The organism is Vibrio sp. 10N.261.52.A1, from assembly GCF_002876325.1.
Taxonomy (GTDB): Bacteria; Pseudomonadota; Gammaproteobacteria; order Enterobacterales; family Vibrionaceae; genus Vibrio; species Vibrio chagasii.
The window spans coordinates 1-15,648 of record NZ_MCYD01000314.1 but is presented as its reverse complement, the minus strand read 5'-3'; the positions used below and the strand labels follow the sequence as shown (position 1 = coordinate 15,648).

Genomic DNA, 15,648 nt, shown 5'->3' with positions numbered 1-15,648 from the left:
GTGAAACTGATGTTTTCTGGATACAAGACTACTTGGTAGCTCATAAAATTCCTAGTTGTTCCCAGATGCTATCAATCTTTTTGACCAGCTCAGGGTCTTTTGTAATTGGAACGCCCCACTCACGCAAGCATTCACCTTCCCACTTATTGGTGGCATCGAGAGCCATTTTGGAGTGCCCGGTTTCATCCTGAAGGAACAAGGTATCTCTCGCTGGATCCATTCTGGTGGTTACCGCCCAGATGATGTCGTTCCAGTCACTCACGTTAACATCACCATCACAGACGACAACGAACTTGTTCTCATCAAATTGAGACCAAACTGCATCCATGATTTTCTTACCATTACCTGCGGCTTGCTTATCTATCGATACCACAACCATGCTGGCATTGTCGTTCTGCAGATGAATATCAAGAATTTCAGGGTGAGCTTTGGTTAATTCAGCCAAACCACCTTCGATATGGTCACTGTTTTCTGGTGTAGATTGCACATCAGGCGACAACGCTAACTCAGCATCCCACTTCTTAGTGATGTCTAAGCCCATCTTAGAACCTAGCCCAACGACCGGTGATGCAAAGTCCAACGAATCAATTGGCGTGTTCTCTATCATCAAGGTATCACGAGACGGATCCATATGTTTGCACATCGCAGCCGTAACTTGTGACCAGTCACGAGCGTTAACATCCTCATCGCACACCAATACAAACTTGGTGTACATGAATTGACGTAAGAAAGACCATACCCCCATCATCACTCGTTTAGCATGACCAGGATATTGCTTCTTCATGGTCACCACTGCCATTCGATACGAACAACCTTCAGGTGGTAGATAGAAGTCTTCTATCTCTGGGAATTGCTTTTGAAGAATAGGAACAAACACTTCATTCAATGCAACACCCAGTACCGCTGGCTCATCTGGCGGGCGACCTGTGTATGTGCTGTGGTAAATAGGGTTCTCACGCATGGTTACATGAGTAATGGTAAACACGTTGTGCTTTTCTTTCTCGTTGTAGTAACCAGTGTGATCGCCGTAAGGCCCTTCGTCAGCGAATTCATTCGGATCGATGTAACCTTCCATCACGATTTCAGCACTCGCTGGGACTTCTAGGTCGTTACTGATCGATTTAACCACTTCAGTTTTGCTACCACGTAGCAGGCCAGCAAACGCGTATTCCGATAAGGTATCTGGTACTGGCGTTACGGCGCCAAGAATCGTTGCAGGATCAGCGCCAAACGCGACAGATACAGGGAACGGCTTACCTGGATTCTGTTCAGCCCAGTCACGTAGATCCAACGCACCACCACGGTGAGCTAACCAACGCATGATAATTTTGTTCTTACCAATCTTTTGTTGGCGGTAGATACCTAAGTTTTGGCGTTTCTTGTTCGGGCCGCGGGTAACCGTTAAACCCCAAGTAAGTAGTGGCGCGACATCGTCAGCCCAACAGCTCATTACTGGGATTTTATCTAGATCCACCTCGTCGCCTTGCCACACGACTTGTTGGCATGCTGCTTTACGAAGACGCTTAGCTGGCATGTTCAATACTTGTTTGAACACGGGTAACTTATCAATCGCGTCCTTAAAACCTTTCGGCGGCTCAGGCTCTTTTAAGTAAGCCAATAACTTGCCCACTTCGCGCAGTTCTTTAACTTCCTGACGGCCCATGCCTATCGCAACACGGTTGGGAGTACCAAATAAATTGGTCAAAACAGGCATGTCATAACCTACCGGGTTCTCGAACAGAAGAGCCGGGCCACCAGCACGTAGAGTACGGTCGCTAATTTCGGTCATTTCATAGTCTGGGTCGACTGGGTGAGAAATGCGTTTCAACTGACCAATACTTTCAAGATGGTCGATAAAATCACGTAAATCTTTAAAACTCATAGAACTTCTACATGCTGATTATTCTGCGCTCAGTATATCAAAAAGGGGCATCGTGAGATCCCCCTTTTTAGTATGGTTATTGAGAGGTAAAACCCAGTTACGGAAGCACTTGCTGTATCACTGAACTTTTGACTTGTGGGTTATCATTCACTAGGTCTTGTAGCCAGTTGGTGTGCCCTTGTTTTGCCAACTCACGAGCGACCAATGGCGCATCATCGGCGATCGCCATGCGAGAAACTAAAAAGTCTTTCACCTCTTCTGAAAGTGGGTTCACTCTCGTCAGCAAAGTAATCGCTTCTTCTTTTAATCTTGGGTTTTTCGTTGCAGCCATCACCTGCTCTAAGGCAAATGGGGATTTACTCTCAGCGAGACGAACCAGCTCAGCTTGGCTATGATAGTCGGCTTTCATCTTCCAGAGGATTTGATAGACATCCGGGTCTTCGCTTACCTGTGCCAATCGTACCACTACTTCGGTAGAGGGTAACCAGCTGACTATCGGTGACTCCGTTAGCTGTTTTGCTAAGTAATTCACGGCATCTGGCGACAAGCTATCCAATTCTCTTATGAGTAGCGCTTCTCGAGTTTGGACCTGATGCTCAGAGCCAGTTAGCCACTCTTTAAGGTTGAGGTTCTGTTTCTCTGCATCGAGCACAAACACCAATGTATTTTGATCAGCACGGAATTGTTTGATTAAGCGGTTTGCTATCGAAGGATAATTAAAGGCTGGCACCGTAAACTCATAGCCATCACCACGCTCTAATACTTGGTAGGTTGGCGTAATAGCGAGCTGTTGCTCCACAAAGATAGACATCTTCGGTGTGAGTACGATTTTTTGCTGTTCGATCTTCTTCAAGAGTTGGTAACGAGCCACCTCTTGTTGGGGAAATGTCAGACGCTCAAGTGCAAAGCGCAGCGAATTCACTTCGTCACGCACGACAAACTCGAGCAATTCAGCAGTTTTCAGTTTTACTTGATCATTCTCAAGCCAAGACTCTACTGTATGTGGAGACATCTCGGTGGCATTAACGATGCCGACCGGTGAAAGTAACAGTGAAGTAGACAAGAGTAATGATGACAACAGTCCATGTTGCATTTTAACTTCCTTGTAACACTTTTGGTCATTCTGCAAGCTGCCGCTACAAAATGCAAATAAAAAGCGCTACCCGAGGGCAGCGCTTTCTAATAACTATCAGCTAATCAAGATTACTGACGACGCATAGCGTCAAAGAACTCATCGTTCGTTTTCGTCATTGCTAGCTTGTCGATAAGGAATTCCATTGCATCGATTTCGCCCATTGGGTGAACAATCTTACGCAGGATCCACATCTTCTGTAGTTCATCGTTCTTAGTAAGAAGCTCTTCACGACGAGTACCAGAGCGGTTGAAATCAATCGCAGGGAATACACGCTTTTCAGCAATCTTACGGTTCAGGTGCAGTTCCATGTTACCTGTACCTTTGAATTCTTCGTAGATAACTTCATCCATCTTAGAACCAGTATCAACCAGTGCTGTAGCGATGATAGTTAAGCTACCGCCTTCTTCAACGTTACGAGCTGCACCGAAGAAACGCTTAGGACGGTGAAGTGCGTTTGCATCCACACCACCTGTTAGTACTTTACCTGATGAAGGTACTACCGTGTTGTATGCACGCGCTAGACGAGTGATTGAGTCCAGAAGGATAACCACGTCTTTCTTGTGTTCAACAAGACGCTTCGCTTTCTCGATTACCATTTCTGCTACTTGTACGTGGCGAGATGCTGGCTCATCGAATGTAGAAGCAACTACTTCACCTTTAACTAGGCGCTGCATTTCTGTTACTTCTTCCGGACGCTCATCGATAAGTAGAACCATTAGTTCACACTCAGGATGGTTGTGAGCGATGCTTTGCGCAATATTTTGCAAAAGCATTGTCTTACCCGCTTTTGGCGGAGCAACAATCAAGCCACGCTGACCTTTACCAATTGGAGATGCAAGGTCAAGAATACGAGCTGTGATATCTTCTGTCGCACCATTACCACGTTCCATAACCATGCGTTCATTAGCATGCAGAGGGGTAAGGTTTTCAAAAAGGATCTTGTTACGAGCGTTGTCTGGTTTGTCGTGGTTTACCGTGTTTACTTTCAGTAGAGCAAAGTAACGTTCGCCATCTTTAGGTGGGCGAATCTTTCCGGCAATTGAGTCACCAGTACGTAGGTTGAAACGACGAATCTGACTTGGTGAGACGTAGATATCATCAGGACCCGCTAAGTACGAGCTGTCTGCGCTACGAAGAAAACCAAAACCGTCTTGCAGAATTTCAAGAACACCGTCACCGAAGATGTCTTCACCACTTTTTGCATGTGCTTTAAGGATAGCGAAGATAATGTCCTGTTTTCTTAGACGAGCTAGGTTTTCAAGGCCTAGGCTTTCGCCAAGTTTAACAAGTTCAGACACAGGTCTGTTCTTCAGTTCTGTAAGATTCATTGTGGTGGATGCTTGTTTAGTCAAAATAAGATCTGTTTTCTAGTTAAGAGGGATTCGGTCACAGGATCGACCAAGAAGAGAAATTCGTTCAATTAACGTGCGATAAATTAGCACTAAAACTAAGACTAGTCCATAGCTTAGAAAAAACAAAACCGTGCATTTGTTAACTGCACGGTTTCTTTATCAAATGCTCACCTGATTATAGGTTAGCGTCTAGGAACTCTTTAAGTTGAGTTTTAGACAATGCACCAACTTTAGTTGCTGCTACGCCGCCATCTTTGAAAAGAAGAAGCGTTGGAATGCCGCGAATACCAAACTTTGGTGGTGTTCCAGCATTTTGGTCGATATTAAGTTTACCGATAGTGAGCTTGCCTTCGTACTCGTCTGCGATTTCATCAAGAATCGGCGCAATCATCTTACAAGGGCCACACCATTCTGCCCAAAAATCAACAAGAACAGGGCCTGCAGCGTTGATCACATCGTTCTCAAAACCGTCATCAGTTAGCTGCAAAATCTTATCACTCATCTTCCACTCCAATGTATTTTTTAGAACTGGTTGGATGATAACCAGTAAATAGATGCCCTATTGGAATGTATTTACTTTCGTATTGCAAGCTTAAGCTGATATTCTATAGCAATGAAAAAGACGCATATCACAGAGCAAAAGTTCGCCGACTTGGATTTACTTCCGCAAGTCATTGAAGGATTGGAGAAAAAAGGGTTCGATTATTGTACCCCTATCCAAGCCTTGGCGCTCCCGGTACTGCTCACCGGCCAAGACATTGCAGGCCAGGCCCAAACGGGTACTGGTAAAACGCTTGCGTTTCTTACTGCTACTTTTAACCACCTACTAAAAACACCTGAGCATGAAGGGCGCAAGCCTAACCAGCCACGTGCGATTATTATGGCACCTACTCGCGAACTCGCGATTCAGATCTACAACGATGCTGAATCCCTAGTCGCAAGCACTGGTATCAAAGCAGCATTGGCTTACGGTGGCGAAAGCTACGACAAGCAGCTAGGTAAGATCGAAGAAGGCGCAGATATCTTAATTGGTACCACTGGCCGTATTATCGATTTCTACAAGCAGAAGGTATTTAACCTTAACCACATTCAAGCAGTAGTACTGGATGAAGCAGACCGTATGTTCGATCTGGGCTTCATTAAAGACATCCGCTTCTTGTTCCGTCGTATGCCTGAGCCTAAAGATCGTTTGAACATGCTGTTCTCTGCGACTCTGTCTTACCGTGTACAAGAGTTGGCTTTCGAGCACATGCATAACCCAGAGCATGTTGTTGTTGAGCCAGAGCGTAAAACAGGCCACCGTATTAAAGAAGAGTTGTTCTACCCTTCTAACGAACACAAGATGGCACTGCTGCAGACACTAGTAGAAGAAGAGTGGCCAGAGCGCGCTATCATCTTCGCTAACACCAAGCACAAGTGTGAATCAGTTTGGGGCCATTTGGCTGCCGATGGTCACCGTGTTGGTCTGCTGACTGGTGATGTACCACAGAAGAAACGTGAAAAGATTCTTGAGCAATTCACTCAAGGTGATGTTGACCTACTGGTTGCAACCGATGTTGCTGCTCGTGGCCTACACATCCCTCAAGTAACGCACGTATTCAACTTCGATCTACCAGACGATTGTGAAGATTACGTTCACCGTATCGGCCGTACAGGTCGTGCTGGTGCAAGTGGTCACTCGATCAGCTTTGCTTGTGAAGATTACGCAATCAATTTGCCACCAATCGAAGAGTACATTGAGCACGCGATCCCAGTGTCTGACTACGACGCTTCTGCACTGCTAGAAGATCTACCAGCACCATTGCGCTTACGCACACGTAACCCGCAACAACGCCGCTCAAACAACAATGGCTCACGCAACGGTAACCGTAAACCAAACCAGAACCGTCGCCCACGCCAACCGCGTCACAACAAGGAAGCTTAGTCGCTTATGAGTCAAACAGTGTCACCCCCGCTTTACGCTGCAATCGACCTCGGGTCGAACAGTTTTCATATGCTCGTTGTGCGTCATATCGATGGCAGCGTACAAACCATGGCTAAGATTAAGCGCAAAGTGCGTTTAGCTGCAGGCTTAGATGAAAATAATGCGCTTAGTACCGAAGCTATGCAGCGCGGTTGGGACTGTTTGAGTCTCTTTGCTGAGCGACTACAGGACATTCCAAAAGAAAATATCCGCATTGTTGGTACAGCGACCCTACGTACCGCGACTAATGTGGATATCTTTCTTGAGAAAGCGAACCAGATCCTTGGCTATGACATCAATGTTATCTCCGGTGAAGAAGAAGCTGCGACTATCTATAAGGGCGTAGCACACACTTCTGGTGGCAGTGGCCGCCGACTGGTCGTGGATATTGGTGGCGCAAGTACCGAGATGATCATTGGTGAAGGTTTCTCAGCAAAAGCACTCACTAGCCTAAAAATGGGTTGTGTGACATGGCTTGAGCGTCACTTTAAAGATCGCCAATTAACCGCAACCAACTTCGACAACGCGATTGAAGCAGCGAAGTCTACCTTAGCTCCTATCTTAGAGAGCTACACCGATATCGGTTGGGATGTGTGTGTTGGTGCCAGCGGTACCGTTCAAGCACTGCAAGAAATCATGCTAGCGCAAGGCATGGATGAAGTTATCACTCATACCAAACTTAAACGCTTACAGAAACAAGCGATGATTACTGAGCGCTTAGAAGAGCTAGAAATAGAAGGACTAACTCTAGAGCGCGCTTTAGTGTTCCCAAGTGGCCTGTCTATTCTGATTGCTATTTTTGAGTTGCTTGAAATCGATTCGATGACACTTGCTGGCGGCGCACTTCGTGAAGGCCTTGCCTACGAAATGGTTGATGAGCTTCGCCAAGACGATATCCGAGCTCGCACCATCAAGAGCGTTCAATCACGCTACCAGATGGACGTAAGCTACGGTGACCAAGTCGCAGCAGCAGCGCAGGCTCTGTTAGAGCAGGCAGGCGGCGAAACTTGGGTGTCAGAACCTCAAGCCAGCGTCCTACTGCAAACCGCAGCCAAACTTCATGAAATCGGTTTGACCATCGACTTCAAAAAAGGCGGTGAACACAGTGCTTACCTACTGCAGAACCTAGATTTACCCGGTTTCACCCGCGCCCAGAAACACTACCTAGGTGAATTAACGCGACGCTACCGTGAACAACTAACGTCACTGCCGGAACAACACGCAGTATCAGGCACAAGCAGTAAACGTATCCTACGCATTCTTCGCCTAGCGATTCTATTAACGCACCGTCGTAACCCAGAGCTAGAGCCTGAGTTTACGCTAACGGCTGACGATAATAATCTGACTCTAACACTCTCTAAGCAATGGCTAGCCGACAACCCGCTGACCGCTGCAGAGCTAGAGATTGAATCGAATCGACAAACAGACATTGGCTGGCCACTTTCTATTGAATGCCTCGTATAATAATATCTGACACTAAAAGTAAAATAGCCCAAGTTAGTCTACTAACTTGGGCTATTTATTATCTTTGCACTAATGCCTTTCTAATCTGATCCTCACACATTAACACCTGTCGCTTTAAAGTCAGGGTTCACAGCGGTTAACTTCTTAACGATGTAGTTCAGAAGCACGCCGTACATAGGAACAAACAAGCCTAGACTGATGATAAGTTTGAAACCGTAATCAACCAGTGCAATCTCAGTCCAATGTTCAGCCATGAATGGATCTGGGCTTTGGTAGAAAGCGATCGCAAAGAATGCGATGGTATCAATAGCATTACCAAAAAGCGTTGAACAGGTTGGCGCAATCCACCACTGCTTAAGCTGACGCAAGCGGTTGAAAACATGAACATCTAAGATTTGGCCAAGCAAATAAGCCATGAAGCTTGCGGCTGCGATACGGGCTACAAATAAGTTGAATTCACCCAGATGGCTAAAGCCTTGGAATTGCCCTTCAAAGAACACCACCGACAAGAAGTAAGAAACCGCGAGTGCAGGCAACATCACTAAGAAAATGATCTTACGAGCAAGCTGAGCACCAAAAATGCGAACGGTCAGATCTGTTGCTAAGAAGATAAATGGGAAAGTGAAAGCGCCCCAAGTGGTATGCATACCGAAGATGGTAAAGGGTAGCTGAACCAAGTAGTTGCTTGACGCAATAATCACTAAATGGAACAAGACTAATAATGCTAGGGCTTTGCGCTGTTGCGCAGGGGTAAAGTTACTCATGCTGTACCTTTTTAGTTTGGTTTGGGGGTGAGGGAACCCAAATCGAGTCATTTCTCTATCGAAACAAAGAAAGCTCTTACCAATAATGTGAATGAAAAATGTATCTATCATTTGCTCTTTTGAGCGGCGGGCGATTATACATTAATCAATTTTAGCTGCAATGGTGAGAACAGACGCAAACGTTTATTCTCATTTTTATTGCTAGAAGGTGTTTGAAGCTCGGTTTCTAGAAACCAAGTTTGAGGCAATGTTAACCGTTAGAAGCCACGCTTGAACAAAGCGGCTAGATAATCGAACTCTTCACGGCTCGCCTCTGGACTAAGAGATTCAAACCACACAGATTCACTGTAGTGCTCAGATTTTAAGAACAGCTGGCACCCTTCAAAGTCCACCAGCCATGAGTGCATGTCTGCATCCCACTGCTTTTCAACAACTGTAGCCGATAGCAAGTTCACTAGGCGTTCGCCAATTTCAGGGTAAGAGTCGAAGTCAAAGCTCGGTGTTGTCACCAATAAGCGCCCTTCTTCTGCTAAATACTCTCGTAAACCAAATTCCATTTATTACCTCTGTTATTAGCCGTGTGTTGTGATGTGTTCTTGAATCAAATCTAGAAATGGGTCGGCGTATTTGTCGAGCTTACGCTGGCCTACACCATTTACCGCCAACATTTCACCGTAAGACGTCGGCAGAACTTCTGCCATATCAATCAATGTTGCGTCACTGAATACCACGTATGGGGGTAAGCCATCTTCGTCGGCAATCGACTTACGCAGCTTACGCAGTTTGGCAAATAGCTTTTTATCGTAATTCTTGCTGCTTAGCTTATCTGACTTAGCATTACGTACCGCAGTGTCGAGACGAGGTACCGCTAACTCTAGTGACATCTCACCTCGCAGCAGTGGACGCGCCTCTTCAGTTAACTGCAAGGTTGAGTTACGGGTGATGTTCTGGAACAACAAGCCTTTGTGAATGAGCTGACGGAAGATACTGATCCAGTAATCATGGCTGTGGTCGCGGCCAATACCGTACGTTGAGAGCTTATCGTGACCATTATCGCGCACGCGGATGTTCTGCATGCCACGCATCACTTCAACGACGTAGCCCATACCAAACGACTGATTCACACGGTACACACAAGACAGCGCCTTCTGCGCCTCTTGGGTCGCATCAAAGTGTTTTGGCGGATCCAAGCAGATATCGCAGTTGCCACATTGCTTCTCACGATATTCGCCAAAGTAGTTAAGCAGCACCTGACGACGACAAGTTTGCGCTTCAGCAAAGGCACTCATCGCATTCAGCTTGTGCATCTCAACCTGCTTTTGCGGGCCTTCTTCTTTCTCATCTAGCATACGACGCAGCCAGCCCATATCAGCAGGGTCAAACAGCATCATCGCTTCAGCAGGCAAGCCATCACGACCCGCACGACCAGTCTCTTGATAGTAAGACTCGATGTTACGTGGAATATCAAAGTGAACCACAAAGCGTACATTAGGTTTGTTGATACCCATACCAAACGCCACCGTCGCGACAACGATCTGAATATCATCGCGTTGGAAGGCTTCTTGAACGTAAGCGCGCTCATCGGTGTCCATACCCGCGTGATAACCCGCAGCACGAATACCGTTGTTGCACAGCTTCTCGGTGACCATCTCGACTTTTTTACGGCTACCACAGTAGATGATGCCACAATTGCCCTTCTGAGTTTCTAGGTAGCGAACCACCTGAGACACTGGTTTGTGTTTCTCAACAAGGTTATAGCGAATATTAGGACGGTCGAAGCTGCCCAAATAGGTATGCGGATCCACCAGCTGTAAGCGCGAAACAATATCTTTGCGCGTTGCATCGTCAGCCGTTGCCGTCAGCGCCATATAAGGCACATGCGGGAAATACTGTTTAAGCTGACCCAATGACGCGTACTCCGGGCGGAAGTCGTGTCCCCATTGAGAGATACAGTGCGCTTCATCGACCGCAATCATCGAAAGCGGTAAGCCTTGTAGCCGTTCAATGAAATCACGCATCAACACACGCTCTGGTGACACATAAACCATCTTAAGCTGACCTGAGTTCATGCGATTAAACACACTCAGTAGCTGATCACGCGGCATGGAAGAGTTAATACACTCGGCTGCCACACCATTGGCTTTCAACTGATCGACTTGGTCTTTCATCAACGAGATAAGCGGTGAGATAACCAGGGTCAGCCCTTCACGAACTAAAGCAGGGATCTGGTAACACAAAGATTTACCACCACCCGTCGGCATTATCACCAAGCTATCTCGGCCTTGAACAGCCAAATCAATGACCTCTTGCTGACCATCGCGAAAGCTTTGATAGCCAAATACATCTTCGAGGATGTTTTGCGCATCATTCGCGGGAGTTGGTGTTTGCTCAGCAATCAGAGTGGCGGTCATTGTGGTTCCTAATCGAGGTATAAAGTCAGCATGCAGCATCGGCAGGCAAGTCGCACATTGTAGAGTGGAATGCTGGCGAATTAAACCGCAAATTGTTAGGTGAAAAGGGTTAACGCTCCTATACTGACCAACTCTCTTTATAAATCCTATTAATAAGCACTCTGTGCCAGAGAAAGTGACATGACACAAGACGAACAACAACGTACACGCCAAGGAATCTTGCTTGCGATTGGCGCGTACACCATGTGGGGAATCGCTCCCATATACTTCAAATCTCTCAGTGAAGTATCCCCTCTCGAGATCCTGAGCCACCGTGTAGTTTGGTCCTTTTTCCTACTCGCTTTACTGCTGCACGTTGGTCGTGGCTGGCGCAAAGTGCGCGATACTTTGACTTCAAAACCGAAAATGATGTTTTTGGTGGCAACTTCACTTTTAGTGGGGGCCAACTGGCTGATCTTCATCTGGGCAGTCAATGCCAATCATATGCTGGATGCCAGCCTCGGCTACTACATCAACCCTTTGATTAACGTATTGCTTGGAATGTTCTTCCTTGGTGAACGTCTGAGAAAACTTCAATGGTGTGCGGTGGCGCTTGCAGCTATCGGTGTGCTTATCCAGCTAATCGCCTTTGGTTCGATTCCTGTTGTCGCTATTGCACTGGCCTTTTCTTTTGGTTTCTATGGCTTGCTGCGTAAGAAAGTGAACCTAGAAGCGCAGACTGGCTTGTTTATTGAGACCTTAGTGATGCTGCCAGCGGCGGCGATCTACTTATTATTCATTGCAGACACAGCAACATCAGACTTTTTGGCGAATCCAATGCAGCTAAATTTACTGCTGGTCGCTGCGGGGGTAATCACCACTCTGCCACTGCTTTGCTTTACGGGTGCAGCAACCAGACTCAAGCTTTCGACATTGGGCTTCTTCCAGTACATTGGCCCTAGCTTGATGTTCTTGCTTGCCGTGTTGATCTACGGTGAAGCCTTTACCATGGATAAGGCAATTACCTTTGCTTTCATTTGGGGCGCACTGGTGATCTTCAGCTTCGACGGTCTGCGTAATAATAAGAAGAGTAAGCAAGCGAAAAGCTAACACTGATCGTTTTTTACAAGACAATCTAAAGATACAGAGATAAGCTTGGTTGAATTGATGATAATTTGACCAAGCTTTTTTATGCCATGGATAAAGTCCACTACTACTCGACATCTAGCCAAGATATCAGCCTGATCCAAGCTCAATACCAAGAGTTTGCCTTTCAGCGCCACTATCATTTGGACTTTCACATCGGCCTAATCACCCAAGGGCAGCAAAAGTTTGTCTATAAAGGGACGAGTTACCACGCAGGCGCCGGGCAAGTGGTGATGATGCCACCCGATGAGCTGCATGATGGTCATTCAAAGCTCGAATCGGGTTACCAAGTAAGTGTATTTTCTGTCTCACCTCAATGGTTTGGCGATCTTGCCGATCACAGCGAAAATGGTCACGTTTTGAGCTTTTCTGAGTTGATCCTCTCCGATCAAGCTACTTTTTTACAATTGCGTAACCTTCATGGGCTGCTTATCAATCCAAACATCAGCCAACTCGCCCAAGATTGCCTGCCATTCGAAGGTTTTTCGACGATTGTTGATCGTTACGCGCAGTTTGGATCGAAAACTCAGGTGAAGCTTGGCACTCAATCGGTGAATACACTCAAAGACTATTTAATGGCAAACCTCGACCAACCGGTGCGCTTGGAGCAACTTTCTGAGCTGTGTGACCTGACAACAACTCAATTTCAGCGTCATTTTAAGAACAAAATGGGCATCACCCCTTATGCATGGTTAAGCCGCTTACGCATGGAGCAAGGCATGCGATTAATTAAATCAGGTATCGGCGGTACCGAGGTCGCTCATCAAGTGGGTTTCTACGATCAAGCCCATTTCTCAAAGGCATTTAAGACTGCATTTGGTGTTTCTCCATCGAAAATTAACTAAGTGTTGATAATTTACAATTGAGAGAATCGAAATCACGGTAAGCTGCGCTCAACAACTCTCAACTGAACAACCCAGTTATTGGAACAGATATGAATGAAGTCACCATATTAGTCACCCTCGCCTCTATCCACTTTATCGCTTTGATGAGCCCAGGTCCTGACTTTGCACTTGTGGTACAAAACGCAACACGCCACGGGCGACAAACTGGCTTATACATTGCTCTCGGCCTGTCTTGCGGGATCTTACTGCATTCATTGCTGAGCCTGACGGGCATCAGTTACCTAGTCCACCAGCATCCAACTCTTTTTGCGCTCATGCAATTGGCTGGCGGCAGCTACTTACTGTATCTAGGTTTTGGTGCGTTAAAAGCAACATGGCAGCTCATTAGCCACCACGAAGAAGAGACAGACACGGTCAATTCGAAAGACCTGATTCTAACCAATAAGCGTCAGGCATTTTCGAAAGGCTTTGCGACCAATATTCTTAATCCAAAGGCATTAGTGTTTTTCATCAGTTTGATGTCGAGCTTGGTACCGGCTGACATGTCACTTTCAGGGAAAGGGTTTGCTCTGATTATCTTATTCGGCCTATCACTGTTCTGGTTCTCTCTATTAGCGTGGATGCTTTCTACGAAGGCACTACAAAAGAAACTGAGTGAAGCGACAGTCTACATTGATGGCTTATGTGGTGTTGTGTTCAGCCTAATTGGCGTCAGTATTCTTTGGCAGTCGCTGTCTGGTTTAATCGCTTAAATTCGAATCAAGATTACAATTCGTTAACAACGTACTGGCTATCTTATCTTTCCACTGCCAATCTAGCTCTGCATATTAAAAGGAGAAGATCATGCAGTGGAAAACAAAACTAACAACCCTCGCCACTTCTACCCTACTTTTTGCCTCACACGTCAGTTGGGCAAATCAAGCTGCCGATTCCGTCGCTCCCGAACAAAGTAGTGGTTTAGAAACCAAGCAACTCGTAAAAGCTAACGATTGGATGGTTACCGCAGCCAACCCTCTAGCAACCCAAGCTGGTGCCGATGTACTGGCTCGTGGTGGTAATGCTATTGATGCGATGGTTGCTGTGCAGCTGATGCTTGGCTTAGTAGAGCCGCAATCATCAGGTATTGGCGGTGGCGCCTTCCTTGTTTATTTTGATGGCAAAGACAAGCAACTCAAAACCTACGATGGTCGTGAAACCGCACCACTTGATGCGACACCACGTCTATTCCAAGACGAAAACGGCCAACCGCTTAAGTTTTATGATGCCGTGGTTGGTGGTCGCTCTGTGGCGACACCGGGCACAGTGCAATTGTTGTGGGACACTCACCAGAAATACGGCAAGTTAGAATGGGCATCGCTGATCAAACCTATTGCTCAACTGGCTGAGAAAGGTTTTACCATCAGCCCACGTTTGGCCACCTTAATTGAAAATGACCAAGAACGACTGAGCCGTTTTGCCACAACCAAAGCTTACTTCTTTAATGCCGATGGCAGCCCAAAAGCCGCAGGCACACTACTTAAGAACCCAGAATACGCTGCAACATTGAATGCAATTTCAAAGGATGGTGCTAAGGCATTTTACCAAGGTGAGATTTCTGCCGACATCATCAATACGGTACAAACTGCCAAAGGCAATCCGGGTGTATTGGCACAAAAAGACTTCGACACCTACTCAATCAAACAACGTGAACCGGTTTGTTCAGCTTATGAAAGCTACGATATCTGTGGCATGGGACCACCAAGTTCAGGCGCATTAACGGTTGGACAAATCTTAGCGATGACCGAGCAGTTTGACCTCAAATCCTGGGGGCCAAACGATGCGAGATCTTGGCAAGTGTTAGCGGACGCTTCTCGCCTAGCCTTTGCAGACCGAGGTATGTACATGGCAGACCAAGATTACGTACCAATGCCAACTCAAGGGTTAGTGAATACTGACTATTTGCAGGAACGTGCCCAGTTAATTACCGCAGGTAAAGCACTAGAGAGTGCTCCTTCAGGCACCCCGCCGTGGGATCACGCAATGCTGCGCAGCCAAGATGTATCTATTGAACTGCCGTCCACCAGCCACTTCAATATTGTCGATAGCGAAGGCAATGTCGTGTCGATGACCACCACCATTGAGAATGCATTTGGCTCACGCTTGATGGTAAGAGGCTTCCTACTGAACAACGAACTGACCGACTTCTCGTTCAAGACCCACAACGATGGCAAACCTATCGCAAACCGACTTGAACCAGGTAAGCGTCCACGCTCTTCAATGGCACCGACTATCATCATGCAAGACGATAAACCTTACATGGCGATTGGTTCTCCGGGTGGTAGCCGCATCATAGGTTATGTAGCACAAGCGATCATTGCTCATACCCAATGGGACATGGATATCCAGCAAGCGATCAACCAACCGCACTTCCTAAACCGCTTCGGCACGCTAGATCTGGAAAAAGGAACATCGGCGGAAAACTTTAAACCTGAGCTCGAAAAGATGGGATTTGAAGTTAACATTCGCGATCTTAACTCCGGTTTACACGCCATTCGCATCACAAAAGATGCTCTAGAAGGTGCAGCAGACCCTCGTCGTGAAGGTGCAGCCATCGGCCAATAAGGGTAAATACTCCCTTTTTACTCCCTGCTTTGTGCGAGATCTCTCACAAGGCAGTGAGTAAATATCGATATTTAACTGCGAATTTAAGCACTAAGATATCGTAACC

13 protein-coding genes are annotated in these 15,648 nt (G+C 46.6%); 6 read left to right on the top strand and 7 right to left on the bottom strand.

The window, feature by feature from the left end:
* Window positions 1-40 precede the first annotated feature (40 nt).
* The 4 genes from ubiD to trxA form a co-directional block, all read right to left on the bottom strand.
* The gene (gene ubiD, locus BCT81_RS03880; RefSeq protein ID WP_102423288.1) at window positions 41-1,882 is read right to left on the bottom strand and encodes a 4-hydroxy-3-polyprenylbenzoate decarboxylase; all 1,842 of its coding nucleotides are present in this window, start codon (window positions 1,880-1,882) and stop codon (window positions 41-43) included.
* Window positions 1,883-1,979: 97 nt separating this feature from the next.
* Window positions 1,980-2,975: a hypothetical protein gene (locus BCT81_RS03875; protein ID WP_102423287.1), complete on the bottom strand. Its 996-nt coding sequence runs from the start codon at window positions 2,973-2,975 to the stop codon at window positions 1,980-1,982.
* Window positions 2,976-3,085: 110 nt separating this feature from the next.
* Complete coding sequence (rho, locus tag BCT81_RS03870) at window positions 3,086-4,345, bottom strand: transcription termination factor Rho (protein WP_004741192.1); 1,260 nt, start codon at window positions 4,343-4,345, stop codon at window positions 3,086-3,088.
* A 199-nt stretch (window positions 4,346-4,544) separates the two neighbouring features.
* Window positions 4,545-4,871 (bottom strand): thioredoxin TrxA, encoded by a 327-nt coding sequence (gene trxA, locus BCT81_RS03865; protein WP_004741193.1) that lies wholly within the window; start codon window positions 4,869-4,871, stop codon window positions 4,545-4,547.
* A 111-nt stretch (window positions 4,872-4,982) separates the two neighbouring features.
* Between trxA and rhlB the strand changes: the two genes are divergently transcribed.
* On the top strand, window positions 4,983-6,293 hold the full coding sequence (gene rhlB, locus BCT81_RS03860) for an ATP-dependent RNA helicase RhlB (RefSeq protein WP_061034318.1): 1,311 nt from the start codon (window positions 4,983-4,985) through the stop codon (window positions 6,291-6,293).
* 6 nt (window positions 6,294-6,299) lie between these two features.
* On the top strand, window positions 6,300-7,796 hold the full coding sequence (gene gppA, locus BCT81_RS03855; protein WP_102423286.1) for a guanosine-5'-triphosphate,3'-diphosphate diphosphatase: 1,497 nt from the start codon (window positions 6,300-6,302) through the stop codon (window positions 7,794-7,796).
* Window positions 7,797-7,888: 92 nt separating this feature from the next.
* Here gppA and BCT81_RS03850 read toward each other — a convergent pair whose 3' ends face one another.
* The 3 genes from BCT81_RS03850 to recQ form a co-directional block, all read right to left on the bottom strand.
* The gene (locus BCT81_RS03850; protein WP_061034316.1) at window positions 7,889-8,560 is read right to left on the bottom strand and encodes a 7-cyano-7-deazaguanine/7-aminomethyl-7-deazaguanine transporter; all 672 of its coding nucleotides are present in this window, start codon (window positions 8,558-8,560) and stop codon (window positions 7,889-7,891) included.
* A gap of 257 nt (window positions 8,561-8,817) precedes the next feature.
* Window positions 8,818-9,117 (bottom strand): DUF3630 family protein, encoded by a 300-nt coding sequence (locus BCT81_RS03845; RefSeq protein ID WP_061034315.1) that lies wholly within the window; start codon window positions 9,115-9,117, stop codon window positions 8,818-8,820.
* Window positions 9,118-9,132: 15 nt separating this feature from the next.
* Window positions 9,133-10,971 (bottom strand): ATP-dependent DNA helicase RecQ, encoded by a 1,839-nt coding sequence (gene recQ, locus BCT81_RS03840; protein WP_008221506.1) that lies wholly within the window; start codon window positions 10,969-10,971, stop codon window positions 9,133-9,135.
* A gap of 180 nt (window positions 10,972-11,151) precedes the next feature.
* Between recQ and rarD the strand changes: the two genes are divergently transcribed.
* The 4 genes from rarD (at window position 11,152) to ggt (ending at window position 15,542) form a co-directional block, all read left to right on the top strand.
* Window positions 11,152-12,060, top strand: coding sequence for an EamA family transporter RarD (gene rarD, locus BCT81_RS03835; RefSeq protein WP_102423285.1), 909 nt, complete (start codon window positions 11,152-11,154; stop codon window positions 12,058-12,060).
* A gap of 86 nt (window positions 12,061-12,146) precedes the next feature.
* Window positions 12,147-12,941, top strand: coding sequence for an AraC family transcriptional regulator (locus tag BCT81_RS03830; RefSeq protein WP_102423284.1), 795 nt, complete (start codon window positions 12,147-12,149; stop codon window positions 12,939-12,941).
* 89 nt (window positions 12,942-13,030) lie between these two features.
* Window positions 13,031-13,693, top strand: coding sequence for a LysE family translocator (locus BCT81_RS03825; RefSeq protein ID WP_102423283.1), 663 nt, complete (start codon window positions 13,031-13,033; stop codon window positions 13,691-13,693).
* A 91-nt stretch (window positions 13,694-13,784) separates the two neighbouring features.
* Complete coding sequence (ggt, locus tag BCT81_RS03820) at window positions 13,785-15,542, top strand: gamma-glutamyltransferase (protein ID WP_102423282.1); 1,758 nt, start codon at window positions 13,785-13,787, stop codon at window positions 15,540-15,542.
* Window positions 15,543-15,648 lie beyond the last annotated feature (106 nt).